The sequence below is a fragment of the Actinomyces gaoshouyii genome, from assembly GCF_002072175.1.
Lineage (GTDB): Bacteria > Actinomycetota > Actinomycetes > Actinomycetales > Actinomycetaceae > Actinomyces > Actinomyces gaoshouyii.
The window spans coordinates 1-15,344 of the sequence record NZ_MVIV01000012.1 but is presented as its reverse complement, the minus strand read 5'-3'; the positions used below and the strand labels follow the sequence as shown (position 1 = coordinate 15,344).

Annotated in this window: 12 protein-coding genes; 6 read left to right on the top strand and 6 right to left on the bottom strand. The window is 70.3% G+C overall.

The window, feature by feature from the left end; translation table 11 throughout:
• Nucleotides 1-493: 493 nt before the first annotated feature.
• On the top strand, nucleotides 494-1,099 hold the full coding sequence (locus B1H50_RS08845) for a DUF3000 domain-containing protein (RefSeq protein WP_080463417.1): 606 nt from the start codon (nucleotides 494-496) through the stop codon (nucleotides 1,097-1,099).
• A complete protein-coding gene (locus tag B1H50_RS08840) occupies nucleotides 1,096-2,385 on the top strand; it encodes an HRDC domain-containing protein (protein ID WP_229657922.1) in 1,290 nt (429 codons plus the stop codon). The genes B1H50_RS08845 and B1H50_RS08840 overlap by 4 nt, the downstream gene beginning before the upstream one ends.
• Here the strand turns inward: B1H50_RS08840 and B1H50_RS08835 are convergent.
• The 5 genes from B1H50_RS08835 to dxs form a co-directional block, all read right to left on the bottom strand.
• On the bottom strand, nucleotides 2,382-2,762 hold the full coding sequence (locus B1H50_RS08835; protein ID WP_188640718.1) for a hypothetical protein: 381 nt from the start codon (nucleotides 2,760-2,762) through the stop codon (nucleotides 2,382-2,384). The two genes, B1H50_RS08840 and B1H50_RS08835, sit on opposite strands and share 4 nt — an antisense overlap.
• Nucleotides 2,763-3,079: 317 nt before the next feature.
• Nucleotides 3,080-3,958, bottom strand: a complete 879-nt coding sequence (pflA, locus tag B1H50_RS08830) for a pyruvate formate-lyase-activating protein (protein WP_080463416.1) — start codon at nucleotides 3,956-3,958, stop codon at nucleotides 3,080-3,082.
• A 22-nt stretch (nucleotides 3,959-3,980) separates the two neighbouring features.
• Entirely contained in the window at nucleotides 3,981-4,226 is a 246-nt protein-coding gene (gene grcA2 / locus B1H50_RS08825) for an autonomous glycyl radical cofactor GrcA2 (RefSeq protein ID WP_080463415.1), read from the bottom strand.
• Between the two features lie 67 nt (nucleotides 4,227-4,293).
• Nucleotides 4,294-6,411: a pyruvate formate lyase family protein gene (locus B1H50_RS08820; RefSeq protein WP_080463414.1), complete on the bottom strand. Its 2,118-nt coding sequence runs from the start codon at nucleotides 6,409-6,411 to the stop codon at nucleotides 4,294-4,296.
• 410 nt (nucleotides 6,412-6,821) lie between these two features.
• Entirely contained in the window at nucleotides 6,822-8,867 is a 2,046-nt protein-coding gene (gene dxs / locus B1H50_RS08815; RefSeq protein ID WP_080463413.1) for a 1-deoxy-D-xylulose-5-phosphate synthase, read from the bottom strand.
• A gap of 256 nt (nucleotides 8,868-9,123) precedes the next feature.
• Here dxs and B1H50_RS08810 point away from each other — a divergent pair, with 256 nt between their 5' ends.
• Nucleotides 9,124-11,136, top strand: a complete 2,013-nt coding sequence (locus B1H50_RS08810) for an alpha/beta hydrolase family protein (RefSeq protein ID WP_080463412.1) — start codon at nucleotides 9,124-9,126, stop codon at nucleotides 11,134-11,136.
• Nucleotides 11,137-11,366: 230 nt separating this feature from the next.
• Here B1H50_RS08810 and B1H50_RS08805 read toward each other — a convergent pair whose 3' ends face one another.
• Nucleotides 11,367-11,885 carry a hypothetical protein gene (locus B1H50_RS08805; protein ID WP_080463411.1) on the bottom strand — a complete coding sequence of 173 codons (519 nt, stop codon included), beginning with the start codon at nucleotides 11,883-11,885 and terminating at the stop codon, nucleotides 11,367-11,369.
• A gap of 201 nt (nucleotides 11,886-12,086) precedes the next feature.
• Between B1H50_RS08805 and B1H50_RS08800 the strand changes: the two genes are divergently transcribed.
• The 3 genes from B1H50_RS08800 to B1H50_RS08790 form a co-directional block, all read left to right on the top strand.
• The gene (locus tag B1H50_RS08800; RefSeq protein WP_080463410.1) at nucleotides 12,087-13,631 is read left to right on the top strand and encodes a leucyl aminopeptidase; all 1,545 of its coding nucleotides are present in this window, start codon (nucleotides 12,087-12,089) and stop codon (nucleotides 13,629-13,631) included.
• A gap of 152 nt (nucleotides 13,632-13,783) precedes the next feature.
• A complete protein-coding gene (gene lpdA, locus B1H50_RS08795; protein ID WP_080463409.1) occupies nucleotides 13,784-15,157 on the top strand; it encodes a dihydrolipoyl dehydrogenase in 1,374 nt (457 codons plus the stop codon).
• A 62-nt stretch (nucleotides 15,158-15,219) separates the two neighbouring features.
• The coding region (locus tag B1H50_RS08790) for a biotin/lipoyl-containing protein (RefSeq protein WP_143231782.1) at nucleotides 15,220-15,344 on the top strand (125 nt) is incomplete at its 3' end.

The following is a 15,344-nucleotide window of genomic DNA, read 5'->3' as shown; positions in this document are numbered from 1 at the left end:
GGCTCATGGAACCACCGCAGGAGTTCACACATCTCACTCCTTCTTCAACCATTGATGCCGATGAGCGCCACGATGCAGCCGCCACGCAAGAACATCCGTTCCGGGGTGGCAGAAACTCACGTGGAGGATGTGATGATAGCTTCCCGTGAAGCCAATGATGCCAGCGGTCACGGGCAGCATTCCAAAGACCGATCCTGAGTCAGGGCGAATCGAGCCAGGCCCATACATCGCTTCAAGACTCTTCTCCCGATGGCCTCATATGACCCGATGAATAATTCTTCCAAGCGGAACAGCCCAGCCCCTTTCTTGGCGCTATCCGACATCCGCAGCATATTTCATCGTGCGCGGCAGATAGGCCGCCCGCGCAGCCGCTCTCGAATGATCTCGACGGTGGCACCGGGGCCGCGATACCGTCGCCTGACATATCCCCCCGGCTGCGGTTCCTTGCGGCGTGGCAGCGCGGGCTCGGCCTGAGCGCCGGTACCCTGGGCCCGTGAACGACACGAACGGCCCTGCCTCGTCCCCGGAAGCGGCCGCCCAGATCCCTGAGCGATTCGAAGAGGTGCTCTTATCGATGAGGCAGGCGGATCGGCCCCGCGGCCTCATCCTTGAAGAGGTCCCCGCTCCCCATCGACTCGCCCCCTATGCCGCCGCCCTGTCCGCCGAGACGGAGGAGACCGACTCCGGCACGCCCGTGGCCTCGGGCCGCTTCATCGTCCTGCACGATCCTACCGGGCAGACCGCCTGGGATGGCGATCTGAGAGTCGTCGTCATGGTGCGGTCCCGGATCGACGACGAGGTGAGCTCCGACCCGCTCCTGGGCCATGCCGCCTGGACGTGGCTGTCCGAGGCGCTCGAGGAGGCCGGCGCGGGCCACCGCGCCCTCGTGGGCACCGTCACCAGGGTCGTCTCTGAGACCTTCGGCGGCCTGGAGCTCACCGACTCCTGCGCGCATGCGGAGATCCGCGCCTCCTGGTCGCCCTCGACCGCCGATCTCGCCCCGCACCTGGCCGCCTGGTACCAGGCACTCCACGCGGCGGCGGGTCATGAGCCCGAAATGGCCTTCCCCATGCTCGCTCTCGCGGGATGGGCCAGGTGAGGCGGGCCGTACCGGTCAGCCGATTCGGAACGACCGACGAGCCGGTGCCCGCCAACGAGGTCGTCCCCTACCGACGGCCGGCTGATGGGATCCCCCCTCTAACGGACTCCCCCGCGGCGCTGGCGCAGGCGGCCTCGGCGATCGAAGATGGCACCGGCCCCGTCGCCGTCGACGCCGAGCGGGCATCGGGCTTCCGTTACGGCCAGGACGCCTACCTCATCCAGCTCCGGCGCGCCGGTGCTGGGACCATCCTGATCGATCCGGTCTCGGCCGGGCCCCTCGATGCCCTCGCCGCAGCGCTGGACGGGCCCGAGTGGATCCTGCACGCGGCCGACCAGGACCTTCCCTGCCTGGCGGATGTCGGCCTGGCCCCGCGGGAGGTCTTCGACACCGAGCTCGCGGCCCGTCTGCTCGGCCGCGAGCATGTGGGCCTCGGCGCGGTCATCGAGGAGACGCTCGGCCTACGGCTGGCCAAGGACCACGCGGCCGCCGACTGGTCCACCCGCCCCCTGCCGGATTCCTGGCTCGTCTACGCCGCTCTCGACGTCGAGTTCCTCACCGAGCTGAGGGACGCCCTGACCTCGGAGCTCGCCGATGAGGGGAAGCTCGAGTGGGCGATGCAGGAGTTCGAGGCGGTGCGCACTCGGGGCCCGAGAGCCCCGAAGGTCGATCCCTGGCGCAAGACGCCACGCGCGGGCACTGCCGTGCGCTCCCAGCGCTCGCTAGCGGTGCTGCGGGAGGTGTGGACCGCCCGGGAGGATCTCGCCGTCGAGCTCGACCGGACGCCGTCGAGGGTCCTTCCCCACCGCGCCGTCGTGTCCGCGGCGATCGCCTGCCCGACCTCCCGCCGCAAGCTCTTCGCTCTCAAGGACTTCTCCTCGCGCCAAGCGCGCCAGCATTCCGAGGTGTGGTGGCGGGCGGTGGAGCGGGCCCTCAGCCTTCCCGACGACGAGCTTCCGCCGCTGCGCGCCCCACTCGCACCCGGCGCTCTTCCCCAGCCCCGATCCTGGGCGCGTCACCACCCCGAGGCCGCGCAGCTCCTCGACATCGTCCGCTCCTGCGTGCGTGCGCATGGCGAGAGGATCCGTGTGCCCCAAGAGCTGCTCCTCGCCCCCGAGTCTCAGCGCCGGCTCGCCTGGGACCTCGGTCATGAGATGGCCCGGGGCGGGCACCCCGCAATCGACCCGGATGCGGTCTCGGCCCGGCTGGAGGACCTCGATGCCAGGCCCTGGCAGATCGAGCAATGCGCCGATCCCCTGTCCCGAGCGCTGCGCCGGGCCGTCTAGCGCTCCGCTCGGCCCAGAGGCCCGGCCGCCCGCTTGGCGCCCAGGGCCATGGCGAGGGTCTTGTGCACGCTGGACTTGACCGGGACATCCCACGCGCCAGGCGCATCGACGGGGCCGCTCCGGGTGAATTTGCTCTTGAGCTCCCGCACGTCGGCGAGCATCGTCCGGTAGGTCCGCTCGGGTGCCGGCCTGAAGCCGTCGCGCTCACCGGTCTCAAGGAGTACTTCGTAGAGCTCGGTGAACACCTCTTGGGCGCGGGCCGTCTCATCGACGAAGCGCATCGCCTCGTTGCGCAGGGCCTTGCGCACATCCCTGCGGCCCCACGACTGGCGGCTCCCCTGTGCGAGGTCGAAGCGATCCCGGACGTCCCTGCTCAATGGGGGGCGTGCGCCCCGCCTCGTTCGCCGTATCGCAGAAGGCCTCCCAGCCGATCTGCTCCACTGAGTCCTAGCGGGCAGGCGGATTCACGGATGCGGAGAGCACGGTGAGGGCTCTTCTCACCCCGGCGGGGGATCAGGTTCTCTACGAGTCGGAGCAGCCGCCGATCCGCGCCCGGGCATGCCGTCCGGCGCTGAGGAGCGCCGAGCGGATCACCGGCTGCCGGAAGATACGGCAGGAGCATCACATGATGGCGTCCTGTGCCATACCTTGACCGATGCTGTGAGCTCCTCCGGCGCCGATGGGCGTGCGATCCTCAGTGCACCGTGAACCCGCGGGAGCGGAAGATCGCACGGGTCGATTCCACGAGCTCGGGCTCGGGGGGCCGCGCGTCGCGCAGCTTGTAGTCCAGCCCCAGGGCATCCCATTTATCGGTGCCCATCTGGTGGAATGGCAGCACCTCGACGCGGCTGACCACCGAGCCCCAGCGCTCGATGATCCGTGCGACATTCTCCACATTCTCAGGGCTGTCCGTGAGCCCCGGAACGAGGACGAACCTCGCCCAGATCTCAATGCCCTTGGCGGCCAGGCGATCGCCGAAGGCGATGGTAGGGGCAAGTTCCCGGCCGGTGACCCGCTTATAGGTCTCCTCGTCCCCGCTCTTGACATCCAGGAGCACGAGGTCGATGTTGTTGAGCATCTCGTCGGTGGCATTGCGCCCGAGGTAGCCGGAGGTGTCGATGCAGGTGTGGACCCCCATCGCCTTGGCGCCGGCCAGGAGCCGCGCCGCGAAGGCCGGCTGCATGAGCACCTCTCCGCCGGAGAGGGTGATGCCGCCGCCCGAGGCCCTGAAGACGTTCCTGTAGCGCTTCATGCGGCGTAGGAGCTCGTTGGCCTCGACCGGCTCGCCGTCCTTCATGAGGAAGGTGTCCGGGTTGTGGCAGTAGAGGCAGCGCAGCGGGCAGCCGTTGAGGAAGATGGTCATCCGCGTTCCGGGACCGTCCACCGCTGTGACGAGCTCCCAGGAGTGGATGGAACCCAGGATTCCCTCGCGCATGCGCACCAGTCGCTCTGAGCGCTGAATGTCGGTGAGCTCCTCGAGCCCGCCGATGCCCGCCCCGCGCAGACGGGCGGCCGGGGCCAGGAAGTCCTGGTCCCGGCCGCCCAGCGCCGCGGGGATCATGGTCTCAGTCATCTGAGCCCTGCCCCCTGCCGGATCAGGCGCCGGCGTGGAAGGTGCGGTTGAGGACGTCCAGCTGCTGCTCGCGCGTCAGCTTGACGAAGTTGACGGCGTAGCCGGAGACACGAACCGTGAGGTTCGGGTAGTTCTCCGGGTGCTCCATCGCGTCCTCAAGGGTGTTGCGGTCCAGGACGTTGATGTTGGCGTGGTAGAGGCCCTTGACGCCGCCGTTGCCCTGGCGCTGCGCCTTCATGGACTCGAGGCGCTCTTCGTAAGTGGGCATGTCTGCCCCTTTCTGTGTGGTGAGTTGTGTTCTGAGCCGTGATGGTCCTGGGGATCGCGCGGAGCGATCAGACCTCGGCGCAGTCGTCCGGGACGAAGCCGGCGTCGAGGATGCCCACGAGGTTGGCCACGCGCTCATCGAGCGTGCGGCCCAGGCCCTGCGGGGTGATGGTGTTGGTCAGTGAAATGCCGTCGAGGGCGTCGTTGTAGTCGAGCTTGCCGACGGAGAGCATAGAGGCGACCATGCCGTGCGTATCCATGCCGTTCTCCGGGTTCGCGCCCGGGGAGAAGGGTGTGCCCTTCTTGTGGCCGGACGGGAAGGAGCCGGTGGCCTTGCCGTAGACGACGTTCGAGGTGATCGTCAGCACGGACTGGGTCGGGATCGCGTCGCGGTACATGGGCTGCGCCTTGATCTTGGACATGATCGTGTGGACCACGGTGGCGGCGATGTCGTCGGCGCGGTCGTCGTCGTTGCCGTAGATCGGGAAGTCGCCCTCGGTGACGTAGTCGACAACGAGGCCGGTCTCATCGCGCACCGGGGTGACCTTGGCGTACTTGATGGCGCTCAGCGAGTCGGCGACGATCGACAGGCCCGCGATGCCGCAGCCCATGGTGCGCACGATGTCGGAGTCGTGCAGCGCCATCTCGATGGCCTCGTAGGCGTAGCGGTCGTGGCACATGTGGATGATGTTAAGGGCCTCCACGTAGGTGGCGACGACCCAGTCGAGCATCTTCTCGTACTTGTCCCAGACCTCGTCGAAGTCCAGGGGGCCGTCGCCCTCGATGCCGGGCAGGCCGGTGACGACCTGCTTGCCGGTCATCTCGTCGCGACCGCCGTTGATGGCGTACAGGAGCGCCTTGGCAGAGTTGACTCGGGCGCCGAAGAACTGCATCTGCTTGCCCACCCGCATCGGGGACACGCAGCAGGCGATGGCGGCGTCGTCGCCCCAGTGCTCACGGATCTGCTCATCGGCCTCGTACTGGATGGAGGAGGTCGTGATGGAGATGTAGGCGCAGAAGTCCTTGTAGCCCTTGGGGAGCTTCTCGTCCCAGAAGATGGTGATGTTGGGCTCCGGTGCAGGACCGAGGTTCACCAGGGTCTGGAGGAGGCGGAAGGAGGTCTTGGTGACCATGTGGCGGTTGTCGTCGGAGAAGCCGGCGTCGGACCAGGTCGCCCAGTAGGGGTCGCCGGAGAAGATCTGGTCATAGTCGGTGGTCCGCAGGAAGCGCGTGATGCGCAGCTTCATGACGATGTTGTCGATGAGCTCCTGGGCGCGGGTCTCATCGATGACGCCGGCCTTGAGGTCGCGCTCGAAGAAGCAGTCGAGGAAGGCGGACAGGCGGCCGATGCTCATGGCGGCGCCGTCCTGGGACTTCACCGAGGCGAGGTAGGCGAAGTAGGTCCACTGCACCGCCTCGTGGGCGTTCTTGGCGGGGCCGGAGATGTCGAAGCCGTAGTCGGCCGCCATCTTCTTGAGTTTCTTGAGGGCCTTGATCTGCTCGGAGTGCTCCTCGCGGTAGCGGGCCCAGTGCTCGGAGAAGGGCTGGTCCGCCACCTTGTCTTTGGCGATCTCCTTGAGCTCGATGAGGCGGTCGACGCCGTAGAGGGCCACGCGACGGTAGTCACCGATGATGCGCCCGCGGCCGTAGGCGTCGGGCAGGCCGGTGATGATGTGGCTGGAGCGCGCAGCGCGGATGCGCGGGGTGTAGATGTCGAAGACCGCATCGTTGTGGGTCTTGCGGTAGCGGGTGAAGATCTTGGCGACCTCCGGGTCGACCTCCTTGCCGGCCTCCTTGATGGCCTGGGCGACCATGCGCCAGCCGCCGTTGGGCATCATGGCGCGCTTGAGCGGGGAGTCGGTCTGGAGGCCGACGATGACATCGTCGTCCTCGCTGATGTAGCCGGGGGCGAAGGCGTCGATGTCCGAGGGGATGTGGGTGTCGACGTCGAGGATGCGGACCTTGCGCTCCTCCTTGAGGTACTTCTCCTCCAGGGTGTTCCACAGGCGGAGGGTCTTGTCCGTGGCACCGGCGAGGAATGAGGAGTCGCCGTCGTAGGGGGTGTAGTTGCGCTGGATGAAGTCGCGGACGTCGATGTCCTCGGTCCACGGGCCGGCGACGAATCCCTCCCATGCGTCGGTCGGGGCGCCCTCCGCCGTGGTGGATGAAGTGACCTCAGTTGTCATCCGTGTCCTCCTGTATGTGGGCGGCGGTCCCGCCCGGATGAGTCATCGCCCTTGTGAGGCGTGGCGGTACATCGTTGCGCCGTCCCTCCAAGCGTAGGCCCTTCGACCCCGGTGCGACCACGACGATCGGGGGCTCATCGGTGCGATGACTCACACAGCGTTCTAGACCACCGGATTTTAGGCCTTTAGTCCTGAAGTAGCATTATCCCGGCCCACACCGTCAGACATCGGATAGCCTGCGGTCTTCACCCGTCCCCACGGGGGAGGATAGCGCGGGCACATGAGTGCAATAGGACGCCCGTCCCATGTGCCGAGGTCTTCTGAGCAGGGCGACGACGCACCGAGCCCCTCGGAGCCCGGCCCCTCCCGGAGGGCCGGCGCGGCCAGGCGCGCAGACCCGACCCTGTCGGCTAGAGCCGCGCGCGGGCGGCGGCGGCGATGCCCTCAGCGGTCATGGAGAACTCCTCCAGGAGGGTGGCCCTGTCACAGGTCCGCACGAATCTCCTCGGCACCCCGATCCGCGTGGTCGGGGGCGGCAGCGGGGCGGCAGCGCGAGAGCCGTCCCCGCCCTCGGCTGCCAGCGCGTCGAGGGCCTCGTCCATCGCATCGCGCAACTGCGAGCCGACGCCGCCGTCGACCAGCCCGTCCTCGGCCACGACGACGCGGCCCGCCGCCAGGGCGAGGTCGGTCAGGGCGCGCGGGGTGGGGACCACCCACCGGGGCGAGACGACGATCACGTCACGGCCCTCGGCGGCCAGGGATCGGCCCGCGGCGAGCGCGGCAGGGGCCATGGAGCCGACGCCGACGAGGAGGATCGGGGCGCCGAGCGCCCGGCCCCCATCGTCACCGGCGCTCTGGTCGTTCTCGCCCGTGCGGTTCTCCAGAAGCAGATCGACCTGGCCGAAGACGCCGTCGTCCCCCCCGAGCGTGCGGATGGCGGGCAGAGGCTCGGGCAGCGCGCCCTTGGGGTAGCGCACGACCGTCGGGGCATCATCGACGCCCACGGCCTCGCGCACGCAGGCGCGCAGCGTGGCCTCGTCGCGGGGCGCGGCCAGGCGCAGGCCCGGCACGTGGCCCAGCAGCGCCATGTCCCACATGCCGTTGTGGCTGGCCCCATCGTTGCCCGTCAAGCCCGCGCGGTCGAGCATGATCGTCACCCCGGCCCGGTGCAGGGCAACATCCATGAGGATCTGGTCGAAAGCGCGGTTGAGGAAGGTCGCGTACAGCGCGACCACGGGGTGCAGCCCGGCGAAGGCCATCCCGGCACTGGCGGTGAGCGCGTGCTGCTCGGCGATGCCCACGTCCATGACCCGCTCCGGCATGGCGTCGGCCAGCGGCTGGAGGCCGACCGGCTGCTGCATGGCGGCGGTGACCCCCACGATCCGCTCGTCGCGGCGCGCCAGCGCGAGGATCTCCTCCGCGAAGACGGCGGTCCAGCCGAAGGCGGAGGGCACGACGGGCAGGCCGGTCTCGGGGTGGATGCGCCCCACCGCGTGGAAGCGGTCGGCGACATCCTCCTCGGCGGGGGTGTAGCCGCGGCCCTTCTCGGTGATGACGTGGACGATGACGGGCTCGGAGTACTCCCTGGCCCGTGTCAGCGCGAACTCCAGGGCGGTGATGTCGTGGCCGTCCACCGGGCCGGTGTACTTGATCCCGAGGTCCTCGAAGAACGCCGAGGGGACCAGGACGTCCTTGATGCCGGCCTTGAGGCCGTGGAGGGCGTCGAAGGCGGCGCGACCCGGCGCTCCCTGGGCCAGCAGGCCGCGCTTGATCCCCGAGAGCATGCGCTCGTAGCCTCGGTTGGTGCGCAGGGCGTCGAGGTGGTGGGCGAGCCCGCCGATGGTCGGGGCGTAGGAGCGGCCGTTGTCGTTGACGACGATAACGAGGTGCTTGTCCCCCGAGTCCGCGATGTTGTCGAGGGCCTCCCAGGCCATCCCCCCCGTCATCGCCCCGTCGCCGATGACGGCGACGACGTGCCGGTCCTCCCGGCCCCGCAGTCGGTTAGCCCGGGCGATGCCGTCCGCCCAGGACAGCGCCGTGGAGGCATGCGAGTTCTCCACGACGTCATGGGCAGACTCGCCGCGGTCCGGGTAGCCCGACAGCCCTCCCCGCGAGCGCAGCTCCGAGAAGTCCTGGCGGCCCGTGAGCAGCTTGTGGACGTAGGCCTGGTGGCCGGTGTCGAAGACGAGGGAGTCCGCTGGGGAGCGGAAGGTGCGGTGCAGGGCGATCGTCAGCTCGACGACGCCGAGGTTGGGGCCGAGGTGCCCGCCCGTACGCGAGACGCTGGCCACCAGGTAGGCGCGGATCTGGGCGGCGAGCTCGACGAGCTGGTCGGAGGTCAGCCTGCGCAGGTCCTCGGGCCCGTGGACGGAGGCGAGCAGCGGCTCCGGCGCGAGGGCCTTGCCGCCGCTGCCCGCCTCGCGCGCCTGATCGCGCGGGGACGATGGAGGTGTCATTGTCGCGGGCCTCCGGGAACTCGACGGCGGGTACGTGGTGATGGGCGCCATGTACGGCGGTGGGCGGGGCCCAGCGCGGCGGCGTGGCAAGCATAAGCGCCGTCGATGCGCCTGCGCGTCATCGCGCGCAGTGCTGACGAGCACGTAGTCTTGGTCCGGGACCGGGGCGGGCCCCCAGTGCCCCGCCCCCGCGGCGTTCCCGGAGCGCGCTGGCGCGCGCCCGCACGCCGACCATCGCCGTCCTCGAGGAGGAAGCATGACCACGATCGCGCCCTACGGCAGTTGGCCCTCGCCCATCTCGCCCGGAACGATCACCAGCCGAACGATCAACCTCTCGCAGGTGCGCGTCGACGGCCCCGACACCTACTGGGTGGAGTGGCGCGCCACCGACTCCGGCCGACAGGTGCTCCTGCGCCGCGACGGCGCGGGCCGCATCGGGGAGGTCCTTCCCCTGACCCCCGGCGACGAGCTGGTCGACGCGCGCACCCGGGTCCACGAGTACGGGGGGCGCGCCTACGCCGTCGACTCCGGGATCATCGTGGTCTCCCACGCCGGGGACGGGCGCCTCTACCGCTTCGACGTCGCGCACAGGATGCGCGGCCTGGTCCCCCTGACGATCTACGGCGATGTGCGCCACGGGGACCTGGAGATCGACACCGAGCGCGGGCTCGTCTACGCCGTGCGCGAGGACCACCGGGGCGAGGGCGAGGCCGTCAACACGCTGGTCGCCATCCCCCTGGACGGCTCGGCCGCGCGCGACGACGCCCCGGTGCGCACGATCGTGTCGGGCACCGATTTCGTCTCCTCCCCCACGCTCTCCCCCGACGGGCGCCTCCTGGCCTGGCTGGCCTGGGACCACCCGTGGATGCCGTGGGACAACGCATCCCTGCACGTGGGCGACCTGCTGCCCGACGGGACCATCGGCGAGCACGTCATCGTCAGCGGTGGCGACGGGCACGGCGCCGCCGAGCCGCGCTGGACGGAGGAGTGCGAGCTCATCCACGTCTCGGAGGCCTCGGGGTTCTGGAACCTCTACCGCACGGAGGGCTTCCCCCGGCGCGGCACCGCGGAGACCGGCTGGAGCGAGCGGCTGCGGACCCGGCCGCTGCACCCCACGGACGCGACCTTCACCCAGCCGGCCTGGCAGCTCGGGCCCCACTCCTTCGACATCCTCGACGGCGAGCGCCTCATCGCCTCGTGGACGAGGGACTCGGTGTGGCACCTGGGCACCATCAAGCTGGCCAACGGCGAGCTCGAGGAGTGGGCGACCGGCTGGCAGCCCCTGGGCAACGTGGCCGCCACCGACGGGCGGGTCGTCATGCTGGCAGGCAATGAGCGCGAGCTGCCGGGGATCGTCGAGATCTCCGGCGGCGAGGTGACCGTGCTGCGGGGCTCAGGCGATTTCGGGCCCGCCGATCGCGGCGTGTCCCTGCCCGAGACGATCTCGTGGCCCTCCTCCGACGGCGTGACCGCCCATGGCTTCTTCTACCCCCCGGCCTCGGTGGGGCACGCCGGTCCCGAGGGCGAGCTCCCCCCGCTCATCGTCCACGTGCACGGCGGCCCGTCCGCCATGTCCCGCTCGGTCTACGACCTCAAGGTGCAGTACTGGACCTCCCGGGGCTTCGCCTATCTGGAGGTCAACTACCGCGGGTCGACCGGCTACGGGCGCTCCTTCCGCCAAGGCCTCAACGGCGCCTGGGGCGTGGGCGAGGTGGAGGACGTCATCGCCGGCGCCCGCCACCTCATCGAGGCCGGCCGGGTCGATGGCTCCAGGGTCGCGGTGCGCGGCTCGTCGGCCGGCGGGTTCACCGTGCTCTCGGCGATCACGCGCTCCGACGTCTTCTCCGCGGCAACCTCCCTCTACGGCGTCGCTGACCTGCGGATGCTCATCCAGGAGACCCATAAGTTCGAGTCGCACTACGTCCAGGAGCTCATTGGCGCTAACTCCGTCGACGACCCCTTGCTGGCCGAGCGCTCCCCCATCAACCACGTGGAGACGATCCACGCCCCCCTCCTGCTGCTCCAGGGCTCGAACGACCCCATCGTCCCGGCCGATCAGGCCACCTCCATGTTCGAGGCGGCGCGCGCCAAGGGCCTGCCGGTCGCCCTCGAGGTCTTCCAGGGCGAGGGCCATGGCTTCCGCCTCGGCGCGAACATCCGCAAGGCCCTGACCGACGAGCTGTCCTTCTACAGCCAGGTGTGGGGCATCGCCCGGGACGACGAGGCCACGCCCATCGCGGTGGAGAACCTCGCGCCCCGCGGGGAGTGACGCCGCCCGCACACGGAGGGCGGTTCCGCGCCTCATGCGCTACCACCGCTCGGGGCTCTTCGCCCTGGCGGTCCTCTGCTCGCCGTCGGTCGCACTGGCGGCGGTCACCAGCAGGTGCCTGACCCGCACCACGATCTACACCGAGGAGCTGCGGCGAGGACCTCGCTGGGATCGCGCGCCCAGGCGTCGTGGGCGGACCGCCATCGGTGAGCCGTCAGGGATACCCGCGGCTACTTCCGCGCCTCACCGCCGGAGCGGTCCTTGCCGGACCTGTCGGAGCGGGCCGAGGCCAGATCGGTGATCATCTCGGCATGGACGACGATGCGGCGGGGGTCGCTCATCCACATCCAGATCGCCGCCGTAATCGGCAGGACGAGGGGGAGGTATCCGTGCCCGCGCCCCCCGTGGGCGAGGAAGGAGGCCTCGAGCTCGGGCGCGGTGCCGGTGATGGTCAGCAGTCCCAGCAGCATCGCGCCGGCGAGCAGTCCGCCCAGGCAGACCCACCCGATCATCCGCATGCGGCGGCCGTTGTGGGCCATGCACACTGCGAGCATGAGGTAGAGGGCTCCGGCGACGGCGTCGATCGCGTCCAGGACGGGCGCCTGAGCGGGATGCCGGATGAGGGAGACGACAGCGGGGCAGAGTACCACCAGGCCGAAGACCGCCGTGACACCCACGAGAATACGGCTCAGGCCTCGCGCGGGCCGACGACGGTCCTCCGTCGATCGGACCTCGGGGCGATCGTCCATGCTGCTCCTTCTGGCTCATCGGCGTCGGGCCCGCGGCGTGCTCGCGCGCCGCTCCGGGCGGCGCGGGCCCCGATCTCGTCCGACCGGCCCGACCCATTGCTGAATGCCGGAAGCGCGTCGCCGGGCAGCGTCCACGGAGCTGCCGCGGCACGGGACTCCTCCGGCATCATGACGGTACCACCGGGCATACCATCTCCCTCCATGAGCACTCTCGAGATCATCCAGGCCCCCGCGGCGCGGATCGACGCCGATGTCCTCGTCCTCGCCGCGGCTCCGCCCTCCGATGGAGGCGCTACCGGCATCCTGCGCACTGGTGCCTGCCTGGAGGGGATCGATGTCAGCGCCGTGGAGGCGGCGCTTCCCTCCCTCGGCTTCTCCGGCTCGCTCGACGCGGTGGTGAGGATCCCCTCCGCCATCGCCGCGCCCGCCGACCGGGCGATCAGCGCGCGGACGATCCTGGTGGTCGGCACTGGGCGGGGCCTCGCCCTGGCCGAGAGCGCCGATCACGACGCGGCGGCCCTGGGCCTCACGCGCGCCAGCGTGCTGTCGCGCGCAGCAGGACGCGCCGCCCGCGAGCTGGCGGGAGTGGAGCGCGCCGTCCTCGCGCTGCCAAGCACCGAGGCCGCCGATCTGACCGCCGTCGCCGAAGGCGCGATGACGGGCGCCTACGCCTGGAGGGGCCGGGTCCCCGCGCCCACCGAGCCCTTGGCGGCGATCACCATCTCCTCGCCGCTGGCGGGCGGGGCGCGGGCCGAGGAGGCCCGGACCAGGGCCGTGACGCTGGGTGAGGCCGTCGCCCTGACGCGCGACCTCGTCAACGAGCCCCCGAACCGCCTGGTCCCCGAGGCCCTGGCCGAGCGCGCCGCCTCGGCGGCGCGCTCGGCGGGAATCGGGGTGGACGCGCTCGATGAGCGGGAGCTGGCGGAGCAGGGCTTCGGCGGGATCCTCGCTGTCGGCCAGGGCGCGGCCAATCCTCCCCGCCTCGTGCGTCTCGAGTGGGCGCCCAGCGGCGCGCGCGCCCACGTGGCCCTGGTCGGCAAGGGCATCACTTTCGACTCCGGCGGCCTGTCACTCAAGCCCCCCGCCTCGATGCCGGAGATGAAGTCCGACATGGCCGGCGCGGCCACCGTCCTCGGCGCCGTGCTGGCCGCCGCTCGGCTCGAGCTGCCGGTGCGCGTCACCGCGTGGCTCGCCTTGGCGGAGAACATGCCCGGCCCCTGCGCGCAGCGCCCCAGCGACATCATCACCATGCGCGGCGGCACCACGGTGGAAGTGACCAACACCGACGCCGAGGGCCGGCTCGTCATGGCCGATGCCCTGGCCCGGGCGGTCGAGGACTCCCCGGACGCGGTACTCGACGTCGCCACGCTCACCGGCGCGCAGATCGTGGCCCTGGGCGATCATGTCTCCGGGGTCATGGGGACACCGACCGTCCGCGACGCCGTCGCCCGCGCTGCGGCCGGCGCCGGCGAGTCGTTCTGGCCCATGCCGCTGCCAGAGCAGCTGCGCCCGGGCCTCGACAGTCCGTACGCCGCGCTACGCAATGCCGTGGTTGGCAGCCGGGCCGGGGGCATGCTCACGGCCGGGCTCTTCCTGCGCGAGTTCGTCGGCTCCACTCCCTGGGCCCACCTGGACATCGCCGGCCCCGCCTTCAACGAGCGCGCCCCGTGGGGCGCCACTCCCACGGGTGGGACGGGCCACGGCGTGGCCACCCTCCTGGCCTACCTCCGAGCGGCCTCCAAGTGAGTGGACTCACAGGCGATATAGGACTCCCGTCCCCGATCGGCACGTCATTTCGATGCCCGCCTCCCCTGCACGGGTGACACAATGTCGTGCGGGACCAACCGCCCACCTGAGCGGTGGGCGACTCGGACAACTCACCATCGAGGAGAGATTCTGTGACAGACACCGTCTACGACATGGTCATCCTGGGCGCCGGTTCGGGCGGGTACGCGGCCGCGCTTCGCGGGGCCCAGCTCGGATTGAAGGTCGCGCTCATCGAGGCCGACAAGGTGGGCGGCACATGTCTCCACCGCGGCTGTGTGCCCACCAAGGCCATCCTCCACGCCGCCGAGACCGCTGACACAGTCAGGGAGGCCTCCGCCCTCGGCATCCGCGCCGCCCTGGAGGGCATCGACATGCCCGCCGTCAAGACCTACAAGGACGGCATCATCTCGCGCATGTACAAGGGCCTGCAGGGCCTCGTCGCCTCCAGGGGAATCGACCTCATCCAGGGCTGGGGCCGCCTCGTGGCCCCTGACGCCGTCGAGGTCGACGGCCGCCGCATCACCGGCAAGAACGTCATCCTCGCCTCCGGCTCCTACTCCAAGGACATCGGCCAGGAGATCTCCGGCCCGGTGATGACCAGCGAGCAGGCCCTCGAGCTCGACCACGTCCCCGCTTCGGCGGTCATCCTGGGCGGTGGCGTCATCGGCGTCGAGTTCGCCTCCGCATGGGCCTCGCTCGGCTGCCAGGTCACGATCATCGAGGGGCTGCCCCGCCTGGTCCCCAACGAGGACGAGGCGATCTCCAAGCAGTTGGAGCGCGCCTTCCGCAAGCGCAAGATCGCCTTCCGCACCTCGACGATGTTCGAGTCCGTCGAGCGCCATGAGGACTCCGTCACCGTGCGCGCCGCCGACGGCACCACCTACTACGCCGAGGTCCTGCTCATCGCCGTGGGCCGCGGCCCGGCCACCGCGAACCTCGGCTACGAGGAGGTCGGGGTGTCGATGGACCGCGGATTCGTGCTCGCCGACGAGTACGGCCGTACTAACGTCCCCGGTGTGTGGGCGGTGGGCGACATCGTCCCCGGCGTCCAACTCGCCCACCGCGGCTTCGCCCAGGGCATCGTCGTGGCCGAGAAGATTGCCGGCCTCGACCCCACCCCGGTCGACGACGTCCTCGTCCCCAAGGTGACCTTCTGCGAACCCGAGATCGCCTCCGTGGGCCTCACCGAGGCCGCGGCCAAGGAGCTCCACGGCGAGGAGGCGGTCACCACGGCCGAGTTCAACGTCGCCGGCAACGCCAAGAGCCAGATCCTGGGCACGCAGGGCTTCGTCAAGCTCGTGTCCCTCAAGGATGGCCCCATCCTCGGCTTCCACGCCATCGGCGCCCGCATGGGCGAGCAGGTCGGCGAGGGCCAGCTCATGGTCTCCTGGGAGGCCGACGCCGACGACGTCGCCTCGCTCGTCCACGCCCATCCCACCCAGAACGAGACCCTCGGCGAGGCCGCCATGGCCCTGGCCGGGAAGCCGCTGCACAACCACAGCTGATCCACCGAGGGCCCGCGCCCCACGTAGGTCCTGCCGAGAATCCCCAAGGAAAGAGTCCACTCATGTCTGAATCCGTCAAGATGCCCGCTCTGGGCGAGTCCGTCACCGAGGGCACAGTCTCCTCCTGGCTCAAGGCCGTGGGCGAGTCCGTCACCGCCGACGAGCCCCTGGTCGAGGTCGCCACCGA